The organism is Vibrio sp. Vb1729, assembly GCF_033338655.1.
Classification (GTDB): Bacteria; Pseudomonadota; Gammaproteobacteria; order Enterobacterales; family Vibrionaceae; genus Vibrio; species Vibrio alginolyticus.
Genome location: NZ_JAWOTB010000033.1, coordinates 96,581 through 121,785 on the forward strand (window position 1 = coordinate 96,581; position 25,205 = coordinate 121,785).

Here is a 25,205-nt window from a genome sequence, read left to right on the forward strand (position 1 = left end):
GCAGCTAATGGCTGCCTGTGCTTTATGTAGAAGGATGTCACGTAAAGCGCACGCTCGCAGATATGCAGAGAAATAATAAAAAGGACTTTATATGTCTGGACTTTCTTTTGGGCGCCGAATTGTCGAGCGCCCTTGGCTAGTATCTCTTATCCTCGTCTTACTTCTTGTTGCATGGCTAACCATCGGCCAACTCAAAGCACAAGATGATCATCCTAACTCTTCAACATCCACGAACACAACACCACTTGCAAAGGTGATGTTTGATACTTTTCTTGCCGAACCTACCAGTAAAACCATTGAATTGTATGGACGAACAGCGCCCAATCGTCAAGCGCGTCTTGGCGCCGAAGTTGCCGGTAAAATAGTCAGTCTTAACATAAAGAAAGGCCAAGCGGTCAAACAGGGACAAGTGATCGCAAACATCGATAAGCGCGACCTTGGCATTCAACTTAAACGGGCCCAGGCGATGCTGTTGGTTAAAGAGAAAGAGTTTAATGCAGCTAAATCGCTAAAAAGTCGCGGACTGCAAGGTGAGGTTGCATTTGCGACAGCGCAAGCAGCGTTGGTAGATGCACGTGCGAATTTGAGTAACGTGCAAACGGCTTTAAGAAATACTGAGGTTAAAGCGCCATTTGATGGCATCGTAGATCATCACTTTGTTGAGTTAGGTGATTTTGTCGGGATTGGCGATCCTATTGCGACGGTCATTGATTTGGATACTTTAGTGATTGAAGCCGATGTCAGTGAACGGCATATACAATATCTTAAGGAAGGCCTAGAAGCCGACGTAAGAACCATTAACCAACAGCATCATCAAGGTCGTGTGCGCTACATTGGACGTGTTTCTTCTGCTTCTACTAATACGTTTCCAATTGAAATCGAAATTGATAATCAAGACGCAAGAATTCCTGCTGGTATGAGCGCAGAAGTACAGCTGCCTTTGAGTGAAGTGTTGGCAGTAAAGATTACGGCTGCCATGTTAGCACTAGATGAAGAAGGTAACTTAGGTGTCAAGACACTGCGTAATGAGCATGTTGAGTTTGTTCCAATTCAACTCGTTAAGGCCGAGGATGATGGTGTGTGGCTCTCTGGGTTAGGAGAGCGTGTAGACATTATCGTGCTGGGACAAGGTTTTGTGCGAGATGGTGATCAAGTACTGGCCAATAAAGTTGATGACGTAGTTATTGAAGCGGCTAATGAGCAGTAAGGAGCACCTATGTACACTCTGATTGATGCTGCGTTATCTCGCGCTCGCACTATGCTGACATTGTTGGTGATGATATTAATTGCAGGTGTCATTACTTACGTCACAATCCCCAAGGAATCGAGCCCTGATATTACCATTCCTATTATCTACGTTTCTGTTGGGCATCAAGGCATTTCTCCTGTCGATGCCGAGCGTTTATTAGTTCGGCCAATAGAGCAAGAGTTGCGCTCTATTGAAGGCGTAAAAGAGATGACCTCTGTGGCATCAGAAGGTCATGCTTCGGTGACGCTGGAATTTAGTGTCGGAGTGGATCTTGATAAAGCGATGGCAGATGTGCGTGATGCGGTTGATCTTGCGAAGCCAAAGTTACCAGAGGACAGTGATGAGCCAACGGTAAACGAAGTCACGTTTGCATCTGAAGAGCCTGTTTTGACCGTTGTGCTCTATGGCACCGTACCAGAGCGAACCATTGTTCAGATTGCCAGAACGTTACGTGATCGTTTGGAAAGTTTCCGTCAGATTCTTGAGGTTGAAATCGCAGGAGATCGCGAAGACATCGTGGAGATAGTTGTCGATCCGCTATTGATGGAAAGCTACGGTCTCGATCAAGCGGATATCTATAATTTAATTGCCTTGAATAACCGAGTTGTGGCTGCGGGGTTTGTCGATACTGGGTATGGACGCTTTTCGGTAAAAGTCCCATCGGTTTTTGATTCACTGAAAGATGTGCTTGAACTACCTATCAAGGTGAATGGAAAAGAGGTGATCACTTTTGGCGATGTGGCGACAGTACGGCGTGCATTTCGCGATCCTGAAAGTTTTGCTCGTTTAGATGGCGAATCTGCCATCGTTTTGGACGTAAAAAAACGGGCAGGGGAAAACATCATTGAAACGGTTGAGCTGGTAAAAGAAGTACTGGCTCAGGGACAGAAGCGCGCCGAGTGGCCCGACAATTTGCAAGTTAAATACACTTGGGATCAATCCGACGATGTCAAATTGATGCTCAGTGATCTACAAAACAATATCTTATCCGCAATTATCCTCGTAGTTATCGTCATTATTGCCATATTGGGGGTTAGGACCGCGCTTCTCGTGGGGATTTCTATTCCAGGATCGTTCTTGACTGGGTTGTTGGTGTTATCGGTATTTGGGCTGACGGTCAATATCGTCGTACTGTTTGCTTTAATTATGGCAGTAGGCATGTTGGTGGATGGTGCCATTGTGGTGACAGAGTTTGCAGATCGGCGCATGCAAGAAGGAACGCCACGTAAAGAAGCCTATCGAGATGCCGCAAAGCGAATGGCCTGGCCTATTACCGCATCCACAGCAACCACATTGGCTGCGTTTGCTCCGTTACTTTTCTGGCCAGACATCACTGGTGAGTTCATGAAGTACTTACCACTTACTTTAATTGCTACTTTGGCCGCTTCTCTGATGATGGCTTTATTGTTCGTTCCTGTCATCGGTGGGATCATTGGCAAGCCTCAAGTAGTCAATCAGAAAGCTCAGCGAGAAATGGTTGAGCTGCATAACGGCAACTTTGAAAAAGCGACAGGCATTACCAAGCTTTATTACCAGACTCTGTCGGTAGCGATTCGTCATCCATGGAAGGTCTTACTCAGCGCGATACTGCTAGCGGCAGGTGTCGGCTTCACTTACAACAAAGCTGGCTTGGGTGCAGAGTTTTTCCCTGAGGTGGACCCTGCCTTTTTTACCGTTAAAGTTCGTTCTTATGGTGACCTGTCTATTCACGAAAAAGATGTTGTTATGCGCGAAATCGAGAAGGTGATGCTCGGTCATGACGAGTTTGAAAGTGTCTACACGCGCACAGGATCGAGCGATAATGGGGACGAGATTGGCCAGATTCAAATAACGCCTGTGGATTGGCAGTATCGACGCAAAGTGAAAACCATTATTGAGGAACTAAAAGAGACGACAGACCGCTTTTATGGTGTTGAACTTGAGTATAAATTCCCGGACGCAGGACCGCCTGTCGAGCATGATCTCGTGATTGAAGTGTCATCACGAAATTTGAGTGTTAGTGCGTTAGATGAAGCAGCCAAAAAAGTACGACATTGGGCTGATGGTAATCCTGCACTGACCAACTTGAGTGATACCACTAATAAGGAAGGGATTGATTGGCAAATTGATATCCAGCGAGATGACGCCTCTCGCTTTGCAGCGGATGCTACTTTAGTCGGGAATACCGTCCAGTTTGTTACGAACGGCTTGAAAATAGGCGATTATTTGCCCGATGATGCGGATGAAGAAGTCGATATTTTGGTGCGCTATCCGCAAGATAAGCGCGACATAGGTCGATTTGATCAACTGAGAGTGAAAACGGCAGCTGGTCTGGTACCGATTACGAATTTTGCTCAAATCAAACCAGATCATAAGCAAGACACTATTCGTCGGGTCGACAGTCATCGAGTTATCAATATTAAAGCGGATATGGTGGAAGGTTACAATTTGGCGCTTGAGTTACCTAAGATTGCCGCTGGAATGGAACAGCTCGACTTACCGGAAGGCATTGAATATAAGATTCGGGGTCAAAATGAAGAGCAGGAAAACTCATCAGCATTCTTGCAAAATGCTTTTATTGTCGCGCTTGGTGTGATGGCTTTGATTTTAATTACGCAGTTTAATAGCTTTTATCAAGCTTTCTTAATCCTTAGTGCAGTGCTGTTTTCTACCGTTGGTGTCTTCGCCGGGTTACTTATTTTCCAAAAGCCATTTGGCATCATTATGTCGGGAATTGGAGTGATTGCGTTGGCTGGTATCGTGGTAAACAACAATATTGTTTTAATCGATACTTATAATCAGATGCGTAAACGTGGCTTAGAAAAATCTGAGGCTATTTTGCGTACGGGTGTGCAGCGTTTAAGACCCGTTTTACTTACGACGGTGACCACCATATTAGGCTTATTGCCAATGGTGTTAGAAATGAACATCGACTTAGTTAATCAGAAAGTGGAGTTTGGCGCACCAAGCACTCAATGGTGGTCTCAGCTTGCGACCGCTGTCGCGGGTGGTTTGGCGTTTGCGACTTTGCTAACGTTAGTTCTGACACCGTGTTTGCTTATGCTCGGGAGAGAGCATCACTCCGAACAGTAAGCTTTATCGTGATGATATCGACAAAACAAAAAGGGCAGCTTCGCTGCCCTTTTCAATACCTGGCTTACTTCATTGCTAGCAGTTTGCTGTAGCGTTCAAGCTTGTCCATGCTAATTTTCGCGTTTGCCATGAAAGTTTGTCTCGCTTTGCCTGTCAGGGATTTAGATTGTGGCAAATTCACCGTGCGCGGGTTTTTATGGACACCATTCACAAGGAACTCATAGTGCAGGTGAGGGCCAGTTACACGGCCAGTTCCGCCAAGCGTACCAATGGTTTGGCCTTGCTTAACGCGTTGACCAGCTCGTACAGTACGTTTGGTTAAGTGCAGGTACTTGGTAATGTAAGTATTGCTATGTTTAATGAAAACGTAGTTACCATTAAATTTGTTGTAAGACGATTTTTGAACAACGCCATCACCAGCCGCCCAAATCGGGGTGCCCACTGGTGCCGCATAGTCCGTGCCTCTATGAGGACGAACGCGTCCCGTCACTGGATGTAAGCGGCGTGGGTTGAAATTAGACGAAACTCGACGGAAGTCCAACGGCGCGCGTAAGAATGCTTTTTTCATTGCACGCCCATTTTCGTCGTAATACTTGCCACTTTTCTGATCCAATATTGCGGTAAAGGTATCGCCTTGGTTTTTAAAGATCGCAGCAATGATTTTTCCACGGCCGATTACTTCACCTTCTACCACTTCCTCTTGGTAAAGTACTCGGAAGCTGTCGTTTTTACGAATATCTAAAGCAAAGTCGATGTCCCAACCAAATATGCCAGCCAGTTCCATGATTTGGTTACCATTTAATCCAGAAGATATTCCTGCATTCCAAAAGTTTGATTTGATGGTGGCTTCAGCGTAGTTGTACTGGAAGTCGACTTCTTTTTTATCAACTTCAGAAACGTACTTGCCGTCTTTTAATGTGATACGAAAAGTCTCGAACGCGCTTAGTGTTCTTCTTAGCTGCACCAAGTCGTTATTTTCGTCAAAACCAAATTGCAATCGGTCACCAGGTCGAAGCCGAGTTAACTGTTTTTCCACTTCTTTGTCTGATGACACCAGTTCATGTAATAGACGAGCAGAAAGCCCTACGCGACTAAATAAGATGGCAGCACTCTCGCCATTTTTTACTTTGTATGTTTCCCAGCGCAGCACGGCAGGAACCGCAGGCGATGAACTATTTAGTGCACTGAGTTCGAGGGAAACTGGCACAGGATAATGTTGACCAACTTTTAATCGGCTCTGCTGCGGGTCTAGGTCTTGCGGATCAGGTAAAAAGAAGAGCGCGAAGATAATCAGCGCACTAAAAAAACCGATCAATACTTTGTGCAAGAGTGGAAGTCGGACAAAAATCGAATGCATGAGGTACTTGATTGCTAAATTAAACGGAAAAAGTGACAACTACCTAGTCTAACGTGTTTCAAAATGCATCGCTATTCAAGTAATATGTTCAGCTATTATATTTTTGCCAAATCTGTGGGAGTGAACAAGAATGGCGAGCATTGAAGCTGCACTAGCCGAGATTAAGCGCGGTGTTGAAGAGCTGATTCCAGAAGAAGAGCTAATCGCAAAACTAAAAGAAGACCGTCCTCTACGTATTAAATTGGGCGCTGATCCAACAGCACCTGACATTCACCTAGGCCATACGGTTATTTTCAATAAGCTTCGCTTGTTCCAAGAACTAGGTCATGAAGTGACGTTCCTAATCGGTGACTTCACTGCAATGGTTGGTGACCCAACAGGTAAAAACACAACTCGTCCGCCGCTAAGTCGCGAAGACGTATTGCGTAACGCTGAAACGTACAAAGAGCAAGTGTTCAAAATTCTCGATCCTGCAAAGACTAAAATTCAGTTTAACTCTGAGTGGCTGTCTGAACTGGGCGCAGAAGGTATGATTCGCCTTGCGGCAAACCAAACCGTTGCTCGTATGCTAGAGCGTGACGACTTTAAAAAGCGTTACGCGGGTGGTCAGCCAATTGCTATTCATGAGTTCATGTACCCACTTCTACAAGGCTGGGACTCAGTAGCAATGGAAACGGATGTTGAATTAGGTGGTACAGACCAGAAGTTCAACCTTCTAATGGGTCGTGAACTGCAAAAGTCTCACGGTCAAAAACCTCAGGTTGTACTGATGATGCCGCTTCTAGTGGGCCTTGATGGCGAGAAGAAGATGTCTAAGTCAGCAAACAACTACATCGGTATCAGCGAAGCGCCAAGCGAAATGTTTGGTAAAATCATGTCTATTTCTGATGACCTAATGTGGAGCTACTACGAGCTGCTCTCTTTCCGTCCTCTGGAAGAGATTGCTCAATTCAAAGCTGATGTAGAAGCGGGCAAAAACCCTCGTGACATCAAAGTATTGCTAGCAAAAGAAATTATTGCTCGTTTCCACAGTGAAGCCGATGCCGATGCAGCAGAGCAAGAATTCGTAAACCGTTTTGCGAAGAACCAAATTCCTGATGAAATGCCAGAGTTTGACTTTGACGCAGGTCGCCCAGTGAGTAATCTGTTGAAAGAAGCAGGCTTATGTCCATCATCGTCAGATGCGATGCGCATGGTCAAGCAGGGCGCTGTGAAGATTGATGGTGAAAAAATTGCGGACAGCAAATTTGCTCCAGAAGCGGGTACTTACGTGTTCCAAGTAGGCAAACGTAAATTTGCTCGTATTACTATTCAGTAATTCATAATGACTGCAAATGAAAGCGTCCGAAGGGCGCTTTTTTTGTATGAAAATTTAGCAAAAACGGCAAAGTAAAACTTCCATACCTGATGAACTTTGCTACTATACTTGCGCTGCCAATAATGGCAGCGCTATCGGAGATTTACATGAACAATACCGACCATCCTCCCAGTCGTTGGGTGAGTAAGATTAAGGGAGCGAAATAACCCGCTTCGGTATTGGCGATCTCCGCCTTACCTAAGTGGTGAGGCATCTTTTCTAATTTTCTTCTCGTTATTTCCTTCATACATTCTGAATAGACAGTGCATTCGCATTGGTTTTCTCTGTGCATCTTAATTGTTGTCTGACTTTTAGCGTGCAAGAGTGGCTTTTCATGCTTTGTCGATGGTCGTTACCAATGCCAATCGGGAGATTCGCCATGACGGTAATGAACAACACTTTTATTGAAACAACACCAAACTTTTCTGAAGTAGAAATTGGTGCAGCTCGCAATGCATTCTTGCAGTACGAGCAAGAGCAACAAGTCTATTTGCTTACGGTTATGCCGATTGATGAGGCTGTAGGTATTTTACAGCATTGCTCTGTCGGCTATGTGAATAGTCTTATTGCTCAACTTGAGCAAGCAGGTCATGACAAACGCGCACGTCATTATGCTCACCAACTGGGTCTGCATATGTCTGAAGTTGATACACCCGATGGTTATTTATCAACTAGTGTTTTAGGGCATGTAAAACAGCGTATTGGATGGATCATTGCGCTGGCTCTTTTAGGGATAGTGTCAGGCTTGATCATCGCTCAGTATGAGGACACCCTTAGTCAGCTTGTTTTACTTGCAGTGTACATGCCAGTGATTGCAGCTGCTGGTGGTAACACAGGAACACAAGCAGCAACTTTGGTGATTCGTGCTCTTGCTACTGGAGAGTTAAAAAAACGCCAATGGTTAGAAGTTTTGTGGAAAGAGAGCCGAGTCGCTCTATTTATTGCGCTAGCGATCGCTATCGTGATGATTGGACGCATTATGTTATTTAGTGCAGGACAATCAACAGGAGGCTTTGAACTAACCGATATCGCACTGGCAATAGCAGTTGCGCTGTTCATTCAAGTCACCATTTCTACAACATTGGGCGGGCTGTTGCCAATTATTGCACGAGCTTGCAAGTTGGACCCAGCCGTATTGGTGAGTCCAGTTCTTGCGTCTATCGTCGATATTTCAGGAATGTGGATTTACTTTAACGTGGTGAACTATTTCTTAGGTATTGCCTGACTAAAGTTCACAATGTCATTGTAAAAAAGCTGCTCAAAATGTGTAATCGGGGCGATGACAGGTGTGTTGTCGTCCCGTTTTTCTGGGAAGTAGTCTGAAACAAACTGAACAAAAATGGTGTTAGGTTGACCATTTTTGTCCAAGCCATATCCAGCCATATTGTAAGTCCCGTAGATAGAGCCACTTTTCGCGATCAGCTGTCCTTTAATTGGAAGTTTTCGCATACTTTGTCGGTACTTTAATGTGCCGGATTCACCTGATTTCGGCATGATGGCAATCAATTTGAGTTCGTTTTCATGCTTCCAAATATAGCGCAGCATTTCAGCCATCTTGGTCGCGGAGATCCGGTTATTTCGCGAAAGTCCTGAGCCGTCTTCTAGGCGCGCATTACGAATATCAATACCAGTGTTGGCGAAAATGATCTGCTTGATCGCTTCTGTACCGTTAGTAAAACTGCCTGGCTGAACGAAAAATTTAGCACCAAGTGTTTTGGTTAATGTGTCGGCAATCAAGTTGTCAGAGTTTTTGAGCATATCTTCGAGAATGTCTGGTAAGGCTTTTGATTGATGCATTGCGATGAGTTTTCGCTGCTTTTCTGGCGCCGTACCGACCCTAATCTGTCCTGATACCCCAATGTTGAGCTCCTTGAGCAAAGCCGCCAACCTTTGACTGGTGTAACGCTCAGGGTCTTGAACCGCAAATTTCAGTGGCAATGGTTTGTCTCTTTCAACCAAGCACCCTGTTAGCTTGTAGTTGTTATCGGGATTTGCAACTAAACCTAAGTCACAATGACGACTTTTCTTAATGGTTTTAGAAACTGTTTCTACGGTACTTGTGACACGAATAGGTTGATGCTCTGGTACGTAGACCCGCGTTCCACCATCTTTTTGTGTATAGATAGAGGCTTGTACACAGTTGTTATTGAGTGTGATGGTCGATGCCGGAGCGCTGTAGCAAACTCCCAAGATATCCCATGGCCAGCCCACCGCACGGTTATAACCAGTGAATGCGCTGTTATCGAGCCATAGGTCACCGTTAATCCGTTTTAAGCCATTTTTCTTAGCTAGAGTGAGGAGTGATTTTAAGTCGTTGGTTTGGAGTGTTGGGTCGCCGACAAAGTAAATCACTGCATCTGAGTTCGACGTTTCCAGCTTGGTTCGAAACCGGAAATTATCACCCAGTTCTAGCTTTGCGGCTAATGCGGTGACGATTTTTAATGTACTCGCTGGTGGGAACAGTTGTTCGGTAGGATGAACACCGTCAAGCTCAGCATTTTCACTGAGTTTTTCCGCAACTAAACTGATGCGGGCGCCTTCAGGCAGCACTTCTTGATGAGGGTACGCTTGTGAAAAAGCAGAAAGTAATGAAGAGAATATGAGCAAGGGCCAACGTAAACGCATAATGATACTTTCTAAGGTGAGTTATGTGATTGAGTATACGCAAGTCCTTTCAATATGCTAGGTAACTAAAGAAATGCTTCAAATGTCTTCATGAATGAGACACGAGAGAAAGGCGCGCTGCTTAAAATTAAGTATAAAAAATGCCCGCTTAAAGCGGGCATTCGATATTCTAGTCAAAGACCGGAATTAGAAGTCGTAACGTAGACCTAGAGCTAGCTCGTCTTCAGCATCGATCTTAGTTGCAACTGTTTTGCTCGTGTCAGTTGAACCAAACTTGTCACCTGCATCAATCAGGTTGAAGTTGTAAGAAATGTAACCACGGAAGTTAGGCTTGAAGTAGTAAGAAGCATCAACAGCGAAGTTGTTTGCAGAAGTTTCGTTGTTAGTTTCTGCATTGTTGTATGATGTTGTAAATACTGTTTGGCCTAGAGTGTAAGCACCCGCTAGCTCGTAACCAGTGTAATCAACTGTGTTACTGTTGTTTGAATCTTCCATTTTCTCGCCGTCAGTGAATACACCAGCGAAGTAAAGATCAGACATTGTGTAAGATGCAGCTAGCATGTACTCGTTAGCTTTGTCTTGATCTGCGTAACCAGCACCTAGCTCAAGACCAGTGTCAGCTAGAGCGTAGATTGCAGATAGAGAGTAACCGTCTTGTTTGTTGTCGTAGTACTCACCAGTGTTTTTGTTTTCCATACGATCAGCGAAGCGGTAGCTTGCTTTTACGCTTAGGTTTTCAAACTGGCCTTTGTAAGCCATCATGTTGTCTGTACGGTCTGATACAGCTAGTTTGTCTGCTGCAGAGTTACCGTGGTAAGCCATGATATCTGTGAAGTCAGTGATAACGCCTAGTGCACCTTCAGTTTTACCGTATGCGAACTCACCGTAAGCACCGCCAAGACCAGCGTAAGCAAGACGAGTTTCTAGATCGCTCTTGTCGTCGCCGTCTACAGTACCGTTTTGAGCAGTCTCAAATTCACCTTCCCAGAAACCAACACCGTATAGGTTGTCATTGATTTCTTGTTTACCAAGGAAGTTTAGACGGATGCGAGATTTGTCTTGAGCGTCGCCATCTTTCATAGATAGACGTGCTTCAGCACGGCCGCCCATTTCTAGAGAAGTACCGTCTTGGTTGTAAAGTTCAGCTGCGTTTACGCCAGTTGCCATAGCTGCTGCAGATACAGAAAGAGCAATTAGAGTCTTTTTCATCTTATTTGTCCTAGTTAGCTGTCCATAATCATTGTTGTATGGGGGAGAGGTGATCTCTCACAAGTTGTTGGTCCAAAATTGGCTAATTGAGCGATATAGTTCGCACTTGTAAGCCATTGATCTAACAACTCGCTGGACATGTTTTACTGCTAAAGTTTCCGTATGAGTTAGTAAAATGATATAAATCCCACTGATGAACACTGTTCAATTGTGCGTTGTTTTTATTTAAATTACTGTTTTTGATTGAAATTATTGGCAATGACATTGGCCTGACATTGATTAGTTTTTATCTTTTTTGAGGTTTTTGGTGTAATGAACAGTGTTGTTTTTCAATAAATTGAGAAGGTGATTCGCCCTAGAACCGCTCTAAAAGTGAGTTATATCATTATGCCGAAAAGGCATAGTCTTGCTGTCTTTCGAATTAAGATGATTTCGTCCGGGAGTTTGTTTACACTAAACGAAATACATCTTTAAGCGCACTACCCAGTCCTATGACAGGGTGGGCTTTTTTTGTCCAAAGACCCATTTGGGCTTGAGGTTATAAAATGGAAAAAGTTCCAATGACACTACGTGGCGAGCAAAAGCTACGTGCAGAACTCGATCGTCTACTTAAACTACGTCCTCAGATCTCAGAGGCAATTGCTGAAGCTCGTGAGCTAGGTGATTTAAAAGAGAATGCTGAATATCACGCCGCTCGTGAAGAGCAGGGCATTTGTGAAGCACAAATCCGTGACATTGAATACAAACTGTCAGTTGCTCAAGTTATTGATGTAACGAAGATGGAGAACACGGGTAAAGTTATTTTTGGTTCAACCGTAACCTTGATTGATATCGACACCGAAGAAGAAAAAACGTACCAAATCGTTGGTGATGACGAAGCCGATATCAAAGCAGGTCGCATTTCAGTGAGCTCACCTATTGCTCGTGGCCTGATTGGTAAGATGGAAGGCGATGAAGTTGCTATTCAAACTCCGGGTGGCGCGAAAGACTTCGAAATTGACCGAGTAGAATATATCTAAGTCGTTTGGAGTAGCATTACTACTCTGATAAAACGCAAAAAGGTCGCCTCAGGCGACCTTTTTTCTTCAGCAACGTAAGTAGAGTTACTTACGAGGGATTTCGATTTTACGCTCTTCAGACTGGCGATATAGCACAAGCACTTTACCAATAGTCTGAACTTTTTCAGCGCCCGTCTCACGTACGATAGCGTCGATGATTAGCTGTTTTGTTTCACGATCTTCCGAAGCAACTTTTACTTTGATAAGTTCGTGATGGTTAAGAGCGATTTCAATTTCTGCTAGCACGGCTTCTGTAAGTCCATTTGCGCCCATTAGCACAACAGGTTTTAAACTGTGAGCTAGGCCTTTAAGGTGCTGCTTTTGTTTGGTGCTTAGGTTCATTACGCGGCCAATTTTCTTTAAAATAAGGGTTGAAAAAAGCTATTTTAACGCCATCTATTGCTGAAGACTATAATTTATTGAGTAATAGGTAGCGCCTATTAAAACAATAGCTCCAATTTGTGCCTTGTTGGGATTAAAATGAGTAAACAAAAACATTCGGCTAGTTCTGGTCGTTGGTTGAAAGAACACTTTGATGATAAATACGCGAATGAAGCCCGAAAAAAAGGCTACCGCTCACGTGCTTATTTCAAGATCGATGAGATTCAAACGAAAGATAAATTGTTAAAGCCTGGAATGACAGTCGTCGACTTGGGGGCTGCGCCGGGCGGATGGTCTCAATATGCTGCTAAGATAGTAGGGGACAGTGGTCAGATCATCGCGTGTGACTTGCTTCCTATGGACCCGATTGCTGGCGTTAGCTTTTTACAAGGCGACTTTCGTGATGATGCAGTATTGGAAGCTTTGCTAGAAAGGATCCAACCTTCCATGGTAGACGTAGTAATGTCTGATATGGCGCCTAACATCGCGGGAAACAATTCTGTTGATCAACCTCGCGCTATGTATTTAGTTGAATTAGCTTTAGATATGTGTCGACAAGTTCTAGCGCCTAATGGTAGCTTTGTCGTAAAGGTTTTCCAAGGGGAAGGCTTCGATCAGTATGTGAAAGAAGTCCGAGACATGTTTAAAGCCGTAAAAATTAGAAAACCAGACTCATCGCGAGCTCGCTCTCGAGAGGTCTTCGTCGTAGCCACTGGTTACAAAGGTTAACCATTTTGCTCTCTTGAGAGCGTGTTAACACTATAGCTACAGTTAATGAACTGTAGTACCCTACCTTTAATTACAATTAGTTATCGAGAGGCTTACACCTTGAGTGACATGGCAAAAAATTTAATTCTGTGGCTTGTTATCGCCGTCGTATTGATGTCGGTATTCCAGAGCTTTGGCCCTGGAGAAAGCAATGGCAGAACCGTGGATTACACCACGTTTGTACAGGAAGTTGGCCAAGGCCAGATTCAAGAAGCAACTTTTAAAGACGGTGAAATTAGCTTTGTTCGTCGTGGCGGCGGTGCCAAAATGGTCACTTACATGCCAGTGTATGACCAAAAGCTTCTAGATGACCTAATTAACCAAAACGTGAAAGTACAAGGCACGCCTCCAGAAGAGCAAAGCTTGCTTGGTACTATCTTCATCTCTTGGTTCCCAATGATCTTACTAATTGGTGTATGGATTTTCTTCATGCGTCAAATGCAAGGCGGCGGTGGTAAAGGCGCCATGTCTTTTGGTAAGAGCAAAGCTCGAATGATGAGCGAAGAACAAATCAAGACAACTTTTGCTGACGTTGCTGGTTGTGACGAAGCAAAAGAAGACGTGAAAGAGCTGGTGGACTACCTACGCGATCCAAGCCGCTTCCAAAAACTGGGCGGTAAGATTCCAACGGGTGTTCTAATGGTTGGTCCTCCTGGTACGGGTAAAACGCTTCTAGCGAAAGCCATTGCCGGTGAGGCGAAAGTACCATTCTTTACTATCTCTGGTTCTGATTTCGTAGAAATGTTCGTTGGTGTTGGTGCATCTCGTGTGCGTGACATGTTTGAACAAGCAAAGAAAGCTGCACCTTGTATCATCTTTATCGATGAGATCGATGCGGTAGGTCGTCAACGTGGCGCAGGTGTTGGTGGTGGTCATGATGAACGTGAACAAACACTAAACCAAATGCTCGTTGAGATGGATGGTTTCGAAGGTAACGAAGGTATTATCGTTATCGCTGCGACTAACCGTCCGGACGTGCTAGACCCTGCGCTACTGCGTCCTGGTCGTTTTGACCGTCAAGTGGTAGTTGGTCTTCCAGATGTACGTGGCCGTGAACAGATCCTAAAAGTTCACATGCGTAAGGTCCCTCTAGCGGGTGATGTAGAGCCTTCTCTCATCGCACGTGGTACTCCAGGCTTCTCTGGTGCTGACCTAGCAAACTTAGTTAACGAAGCAGCCCTGTTTGCTGCGCGCGGTAACAAGCGCAACGTTTCTATGGTTGAGTTTGAACTGGCGAAAGACAAAATCATGATGGGTGCTGAGCGCCGTTCAATGGTGATGTCTGAGGAAGTGAAAGAGTCAACCGCATACCACGAAGCGGGTCACGCGATTGTTGGTCGCTTGGTTCCTGAACACGATCCAGTGTACAAAGTGTCTATCATTCCACGTGGTCGTGCGTTGGGTGTAACAATGTACCTTCCAGAGCAGGACCGCGTGAGTATGTCTCGCCAACACCTAGAATCAATGATTTCTAGCTTGTACGGTGGTCGTTTAGCAGAAGAACTTATCTACGGTGCTGACAAAGTATCAACCGGTGCTTCTAATGATATCGAGCGCGCAACAGATATTGCTCGTAAGATGGTTACTCAATGGGGTTTCTCTGAAAAGCTTGGCCCTCTGCTGTATGCAGAAGATGAAGGCGAAGTGTTCTTAGGGCGTAGTGTAACTCAGACTAAACATGTGTCTGACGATACAGCGAAGTTGATTGATGACGAAGTTCGTCAGATCATTGACCGCAACTACGATCGTGCGAAGAAGATTCTTCAAGAGAACATGGATATCATGCATGCGATGAAAGATGCGCTGATGAAGTATGAAACCATTGATGCTCGCCAGATTGATGACTTAATGGAGCGCAAAGCTGAAATTCGTGAGCCTGCGGGCTGGAGTGATAACTCAGCAAGCAAACCAGAAGACAGCGACAAGCCTCAAGCAAAGCAAGAAGTTAAAGAAGAAGCAACGGAGACTGCGAAAGATGCAGAACAGCCTAGCTCTTCTGAAACAACTTCTAACGAAGCGCCTGAAAAGAAAGACTCTGAATAAAGAGTATCGATAATATTAAACCCCGAGTTATCTCGGGGTTTTTGTGTTTATGATGATGATTACAGCAAATAACAAATCTTTGGACCTTTCGCGTCCACATGTCATGGCCATTCTAAATGTGACACCGGATTCCTTTTCGGATGGCGGTAAATACAACTCAATTGAACTTGCTCTTGCTCAAGTTGATAAAATGATAAAGGCTGGTGTAAGTATTGTTGATGTTGGTGGTGAATCAACAAGACCTGGTGCACCGGATGTGTCTTTGGAAGAAGAGCTTAGGCGTGTTGTCCCAGTAATCAAAGCCATTCGTGAAAAATATGATGTATGGATTTCCGTTGACACCAGTAAAGCAGAAGTGATGCGTCAAGCAATTGATGCTGGGGCTGATTTGATCAATGACATCCGCTCGCTGCAAGAGCCAGGTGCTCTGGAAGTCGCAGCAGAAGCAAACCTTCCAATTTGTCTGATGCATATGAAAGGTCAGCCTAGGACCATGCAAGTTGACCCTCATTATGATGATTTAATGGGGGACGTGTCGGCTTTTCTAGAAGAACGTATCGCGGCGTGTGAAGCAGCAGGGATTGATAAATCTCAACTGATTCTCGATCCTGGGTTTGGCTTTGGCAAAACAATCGAACACAATTATCATATGCTTGCTCATCTTGAAAAGTTTCATGAATTCGGCCTGCCTATTTTGGCTGGCATGTCTCGTAAATCCATGATCTTCAAACTGTTAGACAAGCCAGCGGCAGAGTGTACGAACGCAAGTGTCGTTTGTGCTACGATTGCCGCGATGAAAGGCGCGCAGATCATTCGCGTGCATGACTTTGAAGAGACAATCGAAGCGATGAAAGTTGTTGAGATGACGAAAAACAATATTTAAAAATAATAAAGGAAAGTTTATGTCGAATGAAAGACGTTACTTTGGTACTGACGGTGTGCGCGGTAAAGTAGGACAATACCCAATCACTCCAGACTTCGTACTTAAGCTTGGCTGGGCTGCTGGTCGTGTACTAGCGAAACAAGGCACAAAGAAAGTTATCATAGGTAAAGATACACGTATTTCAGGTTATATGCTTGAATCTGCACTAGAGGCTGGCCTTGCAGCTGCGGGACTTAAAGCAACATTTACTGGTCCCATGCCAACTCCAGCTGTGGCATATTTAACTCAGACTTTCCGTGCCGAGGCTGGTATTGTGATTTCTGCATCACATAACCCATATTACGACAACGGCATTAAATTCTTTTCTTCTGAGGGTACTAAGCTACCTGACGATATCGAATTGGCGATCGAAGCTGAGTTAGATAAAGAAATTGAATGTGTGGAGTCTGCTGAGCTTGGTAAAGCAACCCGCCTAAATGATGCAGCTGGTCGTTACATCGAATTCTGTAAGAGTACTTTCCCATCTGAGTTGAGCCTTGCGAACTTTAAGATCGTAGTAGACTGTGCGCACGGTGCAACGTACCACATCGCTCCAAATGTTTTCAAAGAACTTGGGGCAGAAGTTATCGCTATGGGCGTAGAGCCTAACGGCATCAACATTAATGAAAAAGTGGGCGCAACAGACGTACGAGCTCTTCAACAGCGTGTTGTTGAAGAGCAAGCGCATCTTGGTCTCGCATTTGATGGTGATGGTGACCGCATCATTATGGTCGACCACCTAGGTAACAAAGTTGATGGTGACCAAATTGCTTATATCATCGCTCGTGATGCACTTCGTCGTGGTGAGCTAAAGGGTGGTGTTGTTGGTACACTAATGACTAACTTGGGTATGGAAAATGGTTTAAAGCAGCTAGGCATTCCGTTTGTACGTGCTGCTGTTGGTGACCGTTATGTCATGGAGCAACTGCTAGAAAAAGGTTGGAAAATTGGTGCTGAAAACTCAGGCCATGTGATCTTATTAGATAAAGTCACAACCGGCGATGCGATTGTTGCTGCACTTCAAGTACTTGCTTCTGTAATTGGCAGCGATATGTCTTTATATGAACTATCGCAAGGAATGACATTATATCCTCAGGTTTTAGAAAATGTCCGTTTCTCAGGAGAAAGTAACCCTCTTGAAGCTACAGCTGTATTAAACGCTGTCGCTGAAGTAGAGGCGACACTTGGTGATAAAGGGCGTGTACTGCTGCGTAAGTCTGGCACTGAGCCTTTGATCCGCGTTATGGTGGAAGGCGAAGATGGTGAACTAGTTCAACACTCAGCATTGAAAATCGCTGAGGCTGTTAAAGCAAGTTGTTAATCATTGCGTTAAAGCATGTCTTGAATGAAAAGGGCATCTTTTGCCCTTTTTTTGAGCGCTTAACGCATTGGCATTGATTTTTTACTAATTTTCCCTTGTCAGCGTTACTGGCTTTCGCTAGTATTGCTCCGCCTCCCGTTAGGAGGTCGCTAGCCTTGTTCATTATGATTTGTTCTTTTGAACGGCGCTGGCTCAACAATTTGGAACATAGGTGGAAAAAATGTTTTCAGTTCTACTTGTGATTTACCTGTTGGCAGCGCTTGGTGTGATTGGCCTTGTGTTGATTCAACAAGGTAAAGGCGCAGATATGGGAGCCTCGTTCGGTGCTGGTGCTTCAAACACAGTGTTTGGTGCTGGCGGCTCAGGTAATTTCTTAACCCGAACAACTGCTATTTTAGCAACCGTATTCTTTATCGTTAGCTTGTTACTTGGTCGTATGTCTACGCACCAGACTGAATCACAATGGGTAGACCCAACGTTAGGTCAACCAGTTGTCGAACAAGTTAAGGATGCAGCGAGTGAAGTTCCTGCCCCTGCGGGTGATGAAATTCCTCAATAAGCTGTAAGGTTTTGATGCCGAGATGGTGAAATTGGTAGACACGCTAGCATGAGGTGCTAGTGCCTTAGGTGTGAGGGTTCGAGTCCCTCTCTCGGCACCATGTATTTACAAACTTGTAAATCACTTGTTTGCGAGTATAATGCTCAGCAAGTCGGACGCGGGGTGGAGCAGCTTGGTAGCTCGTCGGGCTCATAACCCGAAGGTCGTCGGTTCAAATCCGGCCCCCGCAACCAATCTCTTTCTTTAAAAGGAAATCGTAGATTGGCAAGTTTGCGTAGTGCTAACCACACTACGAGTTAAGAAAAGCAATTGTTGGCTATTCTTAACGTATCAGGGTCCAGCAGCATAAAACCCCGACTATCGGGGTTTTTTGTTATCTGAGCTTTTTGAAATAGCTCAGATACTGCTTGGTTTTTTGATTGGGCTCTGAGCCCTTTTTTTGTTTCTGGAGTGGTTAAATGACTGGTTTAGAAAGACAACTTACTGAAATGCTTGACGCGCCAGTAGCGGCATCAGGTTATGAGTTAGTTGGATTAGAATTCATTCGTGCAGGCGCGCACTCAACGTTACGTATCTACATTGACCATGAAAATGGTATTAACGTAGACGACTGTGCAGAAGTTAGCCACCAAGTTAGTGCAGTTTTAGACGTTGAAGATCCAATTTCTGTTGCTTACAGCCTAGAAGTGTCTTCTCCAGGTTTAGAAAGACCACTTTTTAAAGCAGCACATTACGAGCAATTTATTGGTCACGAGGTCAGCATCGTATTGAAAATGGCTGTAGCAAACCGTCGTAAGTGGAAAGGTATTATCCACGGTGTTGATGGCGAAACAGTGACAATTACTGTAGACGGTCAGCAAGAAGAGTTTGCTCTAAGTAACATTTCCAAAGCTAACCTGATCCCTAAATTTTAGTTCCCTAAAAAAGTTTAAGCTTAGAGGCTAAATACAATGAGTAAAGAAATTTTAGCGGTAGCAGAAGCGGTATCGAACGAAAAAGCGGTACCTCGTGAGCGTATCTTTGAGGCTCTTGAGATTGCTCTAGCAACTTCTACAAAGAAAAAATACGAAATCGAAATCGACGTACGTGTTGCCATTGACCGTAAAACCGGTGAATTTGTAACTTACCGCCGTTGGTTAGTTGTTGATGACGTTGAGAACCCTACAAAAGAGATCTCACTAGAAGCAGCGCAATACGAAGATGATTCAATCGAGCTTGGCGACTACGTAGAAGACGAAATCGAATCAGTAACGTTTGACCGTATTACGACTCAAACTGCTAAGCAAGTTATCGTACAAAAAGTTCGTGAAGCTGAGCGCGCACAAATCGTTGAACAGTTCATCGACAATGAAGGTGATCTAATCACTGGTGTCGTGAAAAAAGTAAACCGTGACACAATCGTGCTTGATCTTGGTAATAACGCTGAAGCGGTAATCCTGCGTGATGACCAACTTCCTCGTGAAAACTTCCGTCCAGGCGACCGCGTACGTGGCCTTCTTTACAAAGTCGCGCCTGAAGCACGTGGTTTCCAATTGTTCATCACTCGTTCTAAGCCAGAAATGTTGGCAGAACTGTTCCGTGTTGAAGTGCCTGAAATCGCAGAAGATATTATCGAGTTGAAAGGCGCAGCACGTGATCCTGGTTCTCGCGCTAAGATCGCTGTCAAAACAAATGACAAACGTATCGACCCTGTAGGTGCGTGTGTTGGTATGCGTGGTGCACGTGTACAAGCTGTTTCTGGCGAACTTGGTGGTGAGCGTATCGATATCGTTCTTTGGGATGATAACCCAGCTCAATTCGTTATCAACGCAATGGCGCCAGCTGATGTTGCTTCTATCATCGTTGATGAGGATGCACACTCAATGGACATCGCAGTTGAAGCTGACAACCTAGCGCAAGCTATTGGTCGTAACGGTCAAAACGTGCGTCTAGCATCTCAACTAACAGGTTGGGAACTGAATGTTATGACAGTTGCTGATCTTCAGAAGAAACACGCTGAAGAATCACAAGCATCTATTGAAAACTTCATGAAGTACCTAGATATTGAAGAAGACTTCGCTCAACTTCTTGTTGAAGAAGGTTTCTCAACGCTAGAAGAAATCGCATACGTGCCAGTTAACGAGCTACTAGAAATCGATGGTTTGAATGAAGAACTAATCGAAGAGCTTCGTGGACGTGCAAAAGATGCACTAACGACGATCGCACTAGCACAAGAAGAGTCTTTTGAAGGTCTAGAACCAGCTGAGGACCTACTTGCACTTGAAGGTCTTGAGCGTGAGATGGCATTTAAATTGGCAGCGAAAGGTGTAGCGACACTGGAAGATCTTGCTGACCAAGGTATTGACGATTTAGAAGGTATCGAAGGCCTGACCGAAGAACGTGCAGGTGAGCTAATTATGGCCGCACGTAACATCTGTTGGTTCGGCGAAGAAGCATAATTTTCGGCAAGGAGGAAGCGGCATGACACAATTAACAGTTAAAGCACTGAGTGATGAGATTGGTACGCCAGTCGACCGCTTGATTGAACAACTTGCTGACGCTGGCATTAAAAAGGCGAGCTCTGACAATGTTACTGATGAAGAGAAGCAGAAGCTTCTCTCTCATTTAAAGAAAGAACACGGTGATAAATCAGGTGATTCAGAGCCGACTCGCCTTACGCTTCAGCGTAAAACTCGTAGTACACTTAGTGTGAACGCGGGTGGTGGTAAGAGTAAGAATGTTCAGGTTGAGGTGCGCAAAAAACGTACATACGTGAAGCGCAGCACAATTGAAGATGAAGCGAAACGTGAAGCTGAAGAAGCAGCACAACGTGAAGCAGAAGAAGCAGCAAAACGTGCAGCAGAAGAAGCTGCAAAACGTGAAGCTGAAGAAGCTGCAAAACGTGAAGCTGAAGAAGCTGCAAAACGTGAAGCGGAAGAAAAAGCGAAACGTGAAGCTGAAGAAAAAGCGAAGCGAGACGTAGATACGAATGCACAACGTAATGCTGAAGAAAAAGCAAAGCGTGATGCTGAAGAGAAAATTAAGCAAGAAGCAGCGCGAAAAGAGGCCGACGAGCTTAAACGTCGTCAGGAAGAAGAAGCTAAGCGTAAGGCTGAAGAGGAAAGTCAGCGCAAGCTTGAAGAAGCTCGCGAATTGGCTGAAAAGAATAAAGAGCGTTGGTCTGCTGCAGAAGAGAAAAAGGGTGATATGGAAGATACAGATTACCATGTAACGACTTCACAATACGCACGTGAAGCCGAAGATGAAGCAGATCGCAAAGTAGAAGGCGGTCGTCGTAAGAAGAAAAAAGCAGCTTCGGGTAAAGACGACCAAGCTCGCGGTGGCCGTAACAACCAACGTGGCGGTAGAGGTCGTAAGGGCAAACTTGCTAAGCCGACTTCAATGCAGCACGGGTTTGATAAGTCAGCAACGGTTGCTAAGCAAGACGTTGTAATTGGCGAAACGATCGTTCTATCAGAACTCGCTAACAAGATGTCGGTTAAAGCGACAGAAGTTATCAAAGTAATGATGAAGATGGGCGCTATGGCGACTATCAACCAAGTGATCGACCAAGAAACAGCACAACTTGTTGCTGAAGAAATGGGCCATAAAGTAGTTCTTCGTAAAGAGAACGAACTGGAAGAAGCGGTACTATCTGACCGTGACACTAACGCGGAAGCAGTTCCACGTGCTCCAGTTGTTACTATCATGGGTCACGTTGACCACGGTAAAACGTCAACACTTGACTACATCCGTCGCACACACGTTGCTTCTGGCGAAGCGGGTGGTATTACTCAGCACATTGGTGCGTACCACGTTGAAACAGACAACGGCATGATCACGTTCCTTGATACTCCTGGACACGCAGCGTTTACTGCAATGCGTGCTCGTGGTGCTCAAGCAACAGATATCGTTGTTCTTGTAGTTGCAGCAGACGATGGCGTAATGCCACAAACAGTAGAAGCGATTCAGCACGCGAAAGCGGCAGGCGTTCCTCTAATTGTTGCTGTGAACAAGATCGATAAAGAAGACGCGAACCCAGATAACGTTAAGAACGAGCTTGCTCAATACGACGTTATTCCTGAAGAGTGGGGCGGTGAGAACATGTTCGTTCACATCTCTGCTAAACAGGGTACAAACATCGATGGTCTTCTAGAAGCAATCCTTCTTCAGTCTGAAGTTCTTGAACTTACAGCTGTAGCTGAAGGCATGGCATCTGGTGTTGTTGTTGAATCTCGCCTAGATAAAGGTCGTGGTCCAGTTGCAACAGTACTTGTTCAATCAGGTACACTAAACAAAGGCGACATCGTTCTTTGTGGTCAAGAATACGGCCGTGTTCGTGCAATGCGTGATGAGCTAGGTAAAGAAATTACTTCGGCTGGCCCATCTATCCCTGTAGAGATCCTAGGTCTTTCAGGTGTACCATCTTCAGGTGATGAAGCAACAGTAGTTCGTGACGAGCGTAAAGCGCGTGAAGTAGCTAACTACCGTGCTGGTAAGTTCCGTGAAGTGAAACTTGCTCGTCAGCAGAAATCTAAACTAGAGAACATGTTCTCTAACATGACTGCTGGTGAAGTTGCTGAACTTAACGTTGTACTTAAAGCAGACGTTCAAGGTTCTGTAGAAGCAATCGCAGACTCACTAGTTAAGCTATCTACTGACGAAGTTAAAGTGAACATCGTTGGTTCTGGTGTTGGTGGTATTACTGAAACTGACGTAGTACTAGCGGAAGCTTCAAACGCAATCATCCTTGGCTTTAACGTTCGAGCAGATGCTTCTGCTCGTCGTGCTGTTGAAGCCGCAGCTGTTGACTTACGTTACTACTCAATCATTTACCAATTGATTGACGAAGTGAAACAAGCAATGGGCGGTATGCTTGCTCCAGAATTCAAGCAAGAGATCATTGGTCTTGCTGAAGTTCGTGACGTGTTTAAGTCACCGAAACTGGGCGCTATCGCTGGTTGTATGGTTACAGAAGGTGTGATCAAGCGTAACAACCCAATCCGTGTACTACGTGATAACGTTGTTATTTACGAAGGTGAACTAGAGTCACTACGTCGTTTCAAAGATGACGTTCAAGAAGTTAAGAATGGCTACGAATGTGGTATCGGCGTTAAGAACTACAATGATGTTCGCGTTGGTGACCAAATCGAAGTCTTCGAAATCGTTGAAATTAAACGTACTCTAGACTAATTGACTAAAATTACTAATATTGTCTTTGAAAGATAAGTAGTAATTGGTTGTTGAATACACCATGGGGGGCTGGCTTTGACCAACCCCCCATTCTTTCTATATAAGAGTAAAGATATGTCAAAAGAATTTAGCCGCACGCAGCGCGTTGCACAGCAGCTGCAAAAAGAACTAGCGATGATCCTTCAACGTGAAGTTCGTGACTCTCGCCTTGGCATGGTGACGATCTCAGACGTAGAAGTCTCTCGTGACCTAGCTTACGCAAAAGTATTTGTGACCTTCCTGTGTGTGGGTGAGCAAACACCAGAATCATGTCTAGCAGCGCTACGTGAGCACGAAGTGCACATTCGCATGATGTTAGGTAAGCGTATTCGTCTACGTTTAACGCCAGAAATCCGCTTCCACTATGACAATACGCTTGTTGAAGGTATGCGTATGTCTAACCTAGTGTCTGAAGTCGTTAGTTCAGACAAACAAAAGCAAAAAGATTCTGGTCGTGAGGACGAAGAATAATGGCTCGTCGTCGTAAAGGTCGTCCAATTAATGGCGTTATACTGTTGGACAAACCAACAGGTATCTCTTCCAATGATGCACTGCAAAAAGTAAAGCGAATCTACTTTGCTGAGAAAGCAGGCCACACTGGAGCCTTGGACCCATTAGCGACAGGCATGCTGCCAATTTGCTTGGGTGAAGCGACAAAATTTTCTCAGTTTCTTCTTGATTCTGATAAACGCTACCGTGTGATCGCAAAGCTGGGTGAACGTACCAATACGTCTGACTCGGATGGTGAAGTTGTAGAGACTCGTCCAGTCGATGTTACGTTAGACAAGCTAGAGGCGTGCATCGATCAGTTCCGTGGTGAATCTGATCAAGTGCCTTCCATGTTCTCTGCGTTGAAGTATCAAGGTAAACCCTTGTATGAATACGCTCGTAAAGGCATCGAAGTTCCGCGTGAATCTCGTAAGATCACGGTATATGAGATTGTTCTTCACCGTTTTGAAGGCGATGAAGTAGAGATGGAAGTGCACTGCTCTAAAGGTACCTATATTCGTACTATCGTTGATGATCTGGGCGAAATGTTAGGTTGTGGTGCGCACGTAACTATGCTTCGTCGTACTGGTGTTGCTAAATACCCTTACGAGAATATGGTAACACTCGAGCAACTAAATGAGTTGCTAGAGCAAGCTCACCGCGAGGAACGAGCACCTCGAGAGCTACTGGACCCACTGCTTTTGCCAATGGATACAGCGGTAGAAGACTTACCAGAAGTCAACTTGGTGCCTGAACTGGCGAATATGGTCCAACATGGGCAGCCCGTTCAAGTATTTGGTGCTCCGACTGAGGGCTCACTTCGCCTTACTATGGGTGAAGAACGCTTGTTTATTGGCGTTGGCGAAATGAACGAAGATGGCAAAATCGCTCCTAAGCGATTGGTCGTGTTCCGAGATGACGTTGCATCCAAGTAAATGATTGAAAATACCGACCTGAGTGTCGGTATTTTTATATTGCACGAGATAGGAAATTTCCCTATAATCCGCGCTTCGCGTAGCGGCTGAATCAGAGATTGGCTGCTACAACTTTAAACCTACTCTTATTAGGAGAGAATTATGTCTCTGAATGCAGAAACTAAAGCAGCAATCGTTGCAGAATACGCACAAGGCGAAGGCGACACTGGTTCACCAGAAGTTCAAGTAGCTCTACTTACAGCTTCTATCAACCACCTACAAGGTCACTTCAAAGCGCACAAAGGCGATCACCACAGCCGTCGTGGTCTTCTACGCATGGTTTCTCGTCGTCGTAAGCTTCTAGATTACCTAAAAGGTAAAAACCTAGCTCGCTACCAAGACCTAATCAAACGTCTAGGCCTACGTCGCTAATCAGCGACTGCATAGCAGTTTGTCTAAAAAGGGGCTTTATGCCCCTTTTTTGTTGCCTAAATTTAGCCAAATTAGACTTATGCCGTTATAATACTGGCGGCTAAACCTTGTAAGAGGTTTTCTCAAAAGCTCATAGCATTACAGTCAACCACGTCGACCAAAAGGTCGCGACTATTCAAAAGGAATTTCCGAGTTTCTTTTTACTAGTCGCGATTCGTAATGCCTTGAGTGTCAATTA

The 25,205-nt window shown here is 44.8% G+C and carries 20 protein-coding genes and 2 tRNA genes; 18 read left to right on the forward strand and 4 right to left on the reverse strand.

Annotated elements, in window-relative coordinates:
* Positions 1–91 precede the first annotated feature (91 nt).
* Both R7E29_RS15105 and vmeK read left to right on the forward strand, forming a co-directional pair.
* Positions 92–1,207 carry an efflux RND transporter periplasmic adaptor subunit gene (locus tag R7E29_RS15105; RefSeq protein ID WP_005380030.1) on the forward strand — a complete coding sequence of 372 codons (1,116 nt, stop codon included), beginning with the start codon at positions 92–94 and terminating at the stop codon, positions 1,205–1,207.
* A 9-nt stretch (positions 1,208–1,216) separates the two neighbouring features.
* Positions 1,217–4,321 carry a multidrug efflux RND transporter permease subunit VmeK gene (gene vmeK / locus R7E29_RS15110; RefSeq protein WP_054576316.1) on the forward strand — a complete coding sequence of 1,035 codons (3,105 nt, stop codon included), beginning with the start codon at positions 1,217–1,219 and terminating at the stop codon, positions 4,319–4,321.
* 64 nt (positions 4,322–4,385) lie between these two features.
* Here the strand turns inward: vmeK and R7E29_RS15115 are convergent, their stop codons facing one another.
* Complete coding sequence (locus R7E29_RS15115; RefSeq protein ID WP_005386530.1) at positions 4,386–5,678, reverse strand: peptidoglycan DD-metalloendopeptidase family protein; 1,293 nt, start codon at positions 5,676–5,678, stop codon at positions 4,386–4,388.
* 130 nt (positions 5,679–5,808) lie between these two features.
* Between R7E29_RS15115 and tyrS the strand changes: the two genes are divergently transcribed.
* Together tyrS and R7E29_RS15125 are read left to right on the forward strand one after the other, a co-directional pair.
* Positions 5,809–6,996 carry a tyrosine--tRNA ligase gene (gene tyrS / locus R7E29_RS15120; protein ID WP_017820416.1) on the forward strand — a complete coding sequence of 396 codons (1,188 nt, stop codon included), beginning with the start codon at positions 5,809–5,811 and terminating at the stop codon, positions 6,994–6,996.
* Positions 6,997–7,414: 418 nt separating this feature from the next.
* A complete protein-coding gene (locus R7E29_RS15125) occupies positions 7,415–8,260 on the forward strand; it encodes a magnesium transporter (RefSeq protein WP_213906510.1) in 846 nt (281 codons plus the stop codon).
* Here R7E29_RS15125 and dacB read toward each other — a convergent pair.
* Positions 8,239–9,660 (reverse strand): serine-type D-Ala-D-Ala carboxypeptidase, encoded by a 1,422-nt coding sequence (gene dacB, locus R7E29_RS15130; protein WP_005380063.1) that lies wholly within the window; start codon positions 9,658–9,660, stop codon positions 8,239–8,241. The two genes, R7E29_RS15125 and dacB, sit on opposite strands and share 22 nt — an antisense overlap.
* Before the next feature lie 186 nt (positions 9,661–9,846).
* Positions 9,847–10,869 (reverse strand): porin, encoded by a 1,023-nt coding sequence (locus tag R7E29_RS15135; protein ID WP_005380064.1) that lies wholly within the window; start codon positions 10,867–10,869, stop codon positions 9,847–9,849.
* A gap of 545 nt (positions 10,870–11,414) precedes the next feature.
* Here R7E29_RS15135 and greA point away from each other — a divergent pair.
* Positions 11,415–11,888 (forward strand): transcription elongation factor GreA, encoded by a 474-nt coding sequence (gene greA, locus R7E29_RS15140; RefSeq protein WP_005380065.1) that lies wholly within the window; start codon positions 11,415–11,417, stop codon positions 11,886–11,888.
* A gap of 84 nt (positions 11,889–11,972) precedes the next feature.
* Here the strand turns inward: greA and yhbY are convergent, their stop codons facing one another.
* Positions 11,973–12,269: a ribosome assembly RNA-binding protein YhbY gene (yhbY, locus tag R7E29_RS15145; RefSeq protein ID WP_005380066.1), complete on the reverse strand. Its 297-nt coding sequence runs from the start codon at positions 12,267–12,269 to the stop codon at positions 11,973–11,975.
* A gap of 138 nt (positions 12,270–12,407) precedes the next feature.
* On the opposite strand from yhbY, the gene rlmE reads away from it, so the two are divergent.
* The 13 genes from rlmE to rpsO all read left to right on the forward strand — a co-directional run bounded on the left by rlmE (position 12,408) and on the right by rpsO (position 24,967).
* Positions 12,408–13,037: a 23S rRNA (uridine(2552)-2'-O)-methyltransferase RlmE gene (rlmE, locus tag R7E29_RS15150; protein ID WP_005388985.1), complete on the forward strand. Its 630-nt coding sequence runs from the start codon at positions 12,408–12,410 to the stop codon at positions 13,035–13,037.
* A gap of 108 nt (positions 13,038–13,145) precedes the next feature.
* A complete protein-coding gene (gene ftsH / locus R7E29_RS15155) occupies positions 13,146–15,119 on the forward strand; it encodes an ATP-dependent zinc metalloprotease FtsH (RefSeq protein WP_017635895.1) in 1,974 nt (657 codons plus the stop codon).
* 52 nt (positions 15,120–15,171) lie between these two features.
* Positions 15,172–16,002: a dihydropteroate synthase gene (gene folP, locus R7E29_RS15160; RefSeq protein ID WP_017820419.1), complete on the forward strand. Its 831-nt coding sequence runs from the start codon at positions 15,172–15,174 to the stop codon at positions 16,000–16,002.
* A gap of 19 nt (positions 16,003–16,021) precedes the next feature.
* On the forward strand, positions 16,022–17,362 hold the full coding sequence (glmM, locus tag R7E29_RS15165; RefSeq protein ID WP_005388992.1) for a phosphoglucosamine mutase: 1,341 nt from the start codon (positions 16,022–16,024) through the stop codon (positions 17,360–17,362).
* Between the two features lie 220 nt (positions 17,363–17,582).
* Positions 17,583–17,921, forward strand: a complete 339-nt coding sequence (gene secG / locus R7E29_RS15170) for a preprotein translocase subunit SecG (RefSeq protein ID WP_005380080.1) — start codon at positions 17,583–17,585, stop codon at positions 17,919–17,921.
* A 16-nt stretch (positions 17,922–17,937) separates the two neighbouring features.
* Positions 17,938–18,021 (forward strand) — tRNA-Leu (locus R7E29_RS15175).
* Between the two features lie 56 nt (positions 18,022–18,077).
* Positions 18,078–18,154, forward strand: a tRNA-Met gene (locus tag R7E29_RS15180).
* 225 nt (positions 18,155–18,379) lie between these two features.
* On the forward strand, positions 18,380–18,835 hold the full coding sequence (rimP, locus tag R7E29_RS15185) for a ribosome maturation factor RimP (RefSeq protein WP_005386424.1): 456 nt from the start codon (positions 18,380–18,382) through the stop codon (positions 18,833–18,835).
* A gap of 36 nt (positions 18,836–18,871) precedes the next feature.
* Positions 18,872–20,359: a transcription termination factor NusA gene (gene nusA, locus R7E29_RS15190; RefSeq protein ID WP_005380084.1), complete on the forward strand. Its 1,488-nt coding sequence runs from the start codon at positions 18,872–18,874 to the stop codon at positions 20,357–20,359.
* Between the two features lie 22 nt (positions 20,360–20,381).
* A complete protein-coding gene (infB, locus tag R7E29_RS15195; RefSeq protein WP_005380086.1) occupies positions 20,382–23,093 on the forward strand; it encodes a translation initiation factor IF-2 in 2,712 nt (903 codons plus the stop codon).
* Between the two features lie 114 nt (positions 23,094–23,207).
* Positions 23,208–23,603, forward strand: a complete 396-nt coding sequence (rbfA, locus tag R7E29_RS15200) for a 30S ribosome-binding factor RbfA (protein WP_005380087.1) — start codon at positions 23,208–23,210, stop codon at positions 23,601–23,603.
* Entirely contained in the window at positions 23,603–24,556 is a 954-nt protein-coding gene (gene truB, locus R7E29_RS15205) for a tRNA pseudouridine(55) synthase TruB (protein WP_005380088.1), read from the forward strand. The genes rbfA and truB overlap by 1 nt, the downstream gene beginning before the upstream one ends.
* A 141-nt stretch (positions 24,557–24,697) precedes the next feature.
* A complete protein-coding gene (rpsO, locus tag R7E29_RS15210; protein WP_005380094.1) occupies positions 24,698–24,967 on the forward strand; it encodes a 30S ribosomal protein S15 in 270 nt (89 codons plus the stop codon).
* The last annotated feature ends 238 nt before the right edge of the window (positions 24,968–25,205 follow it).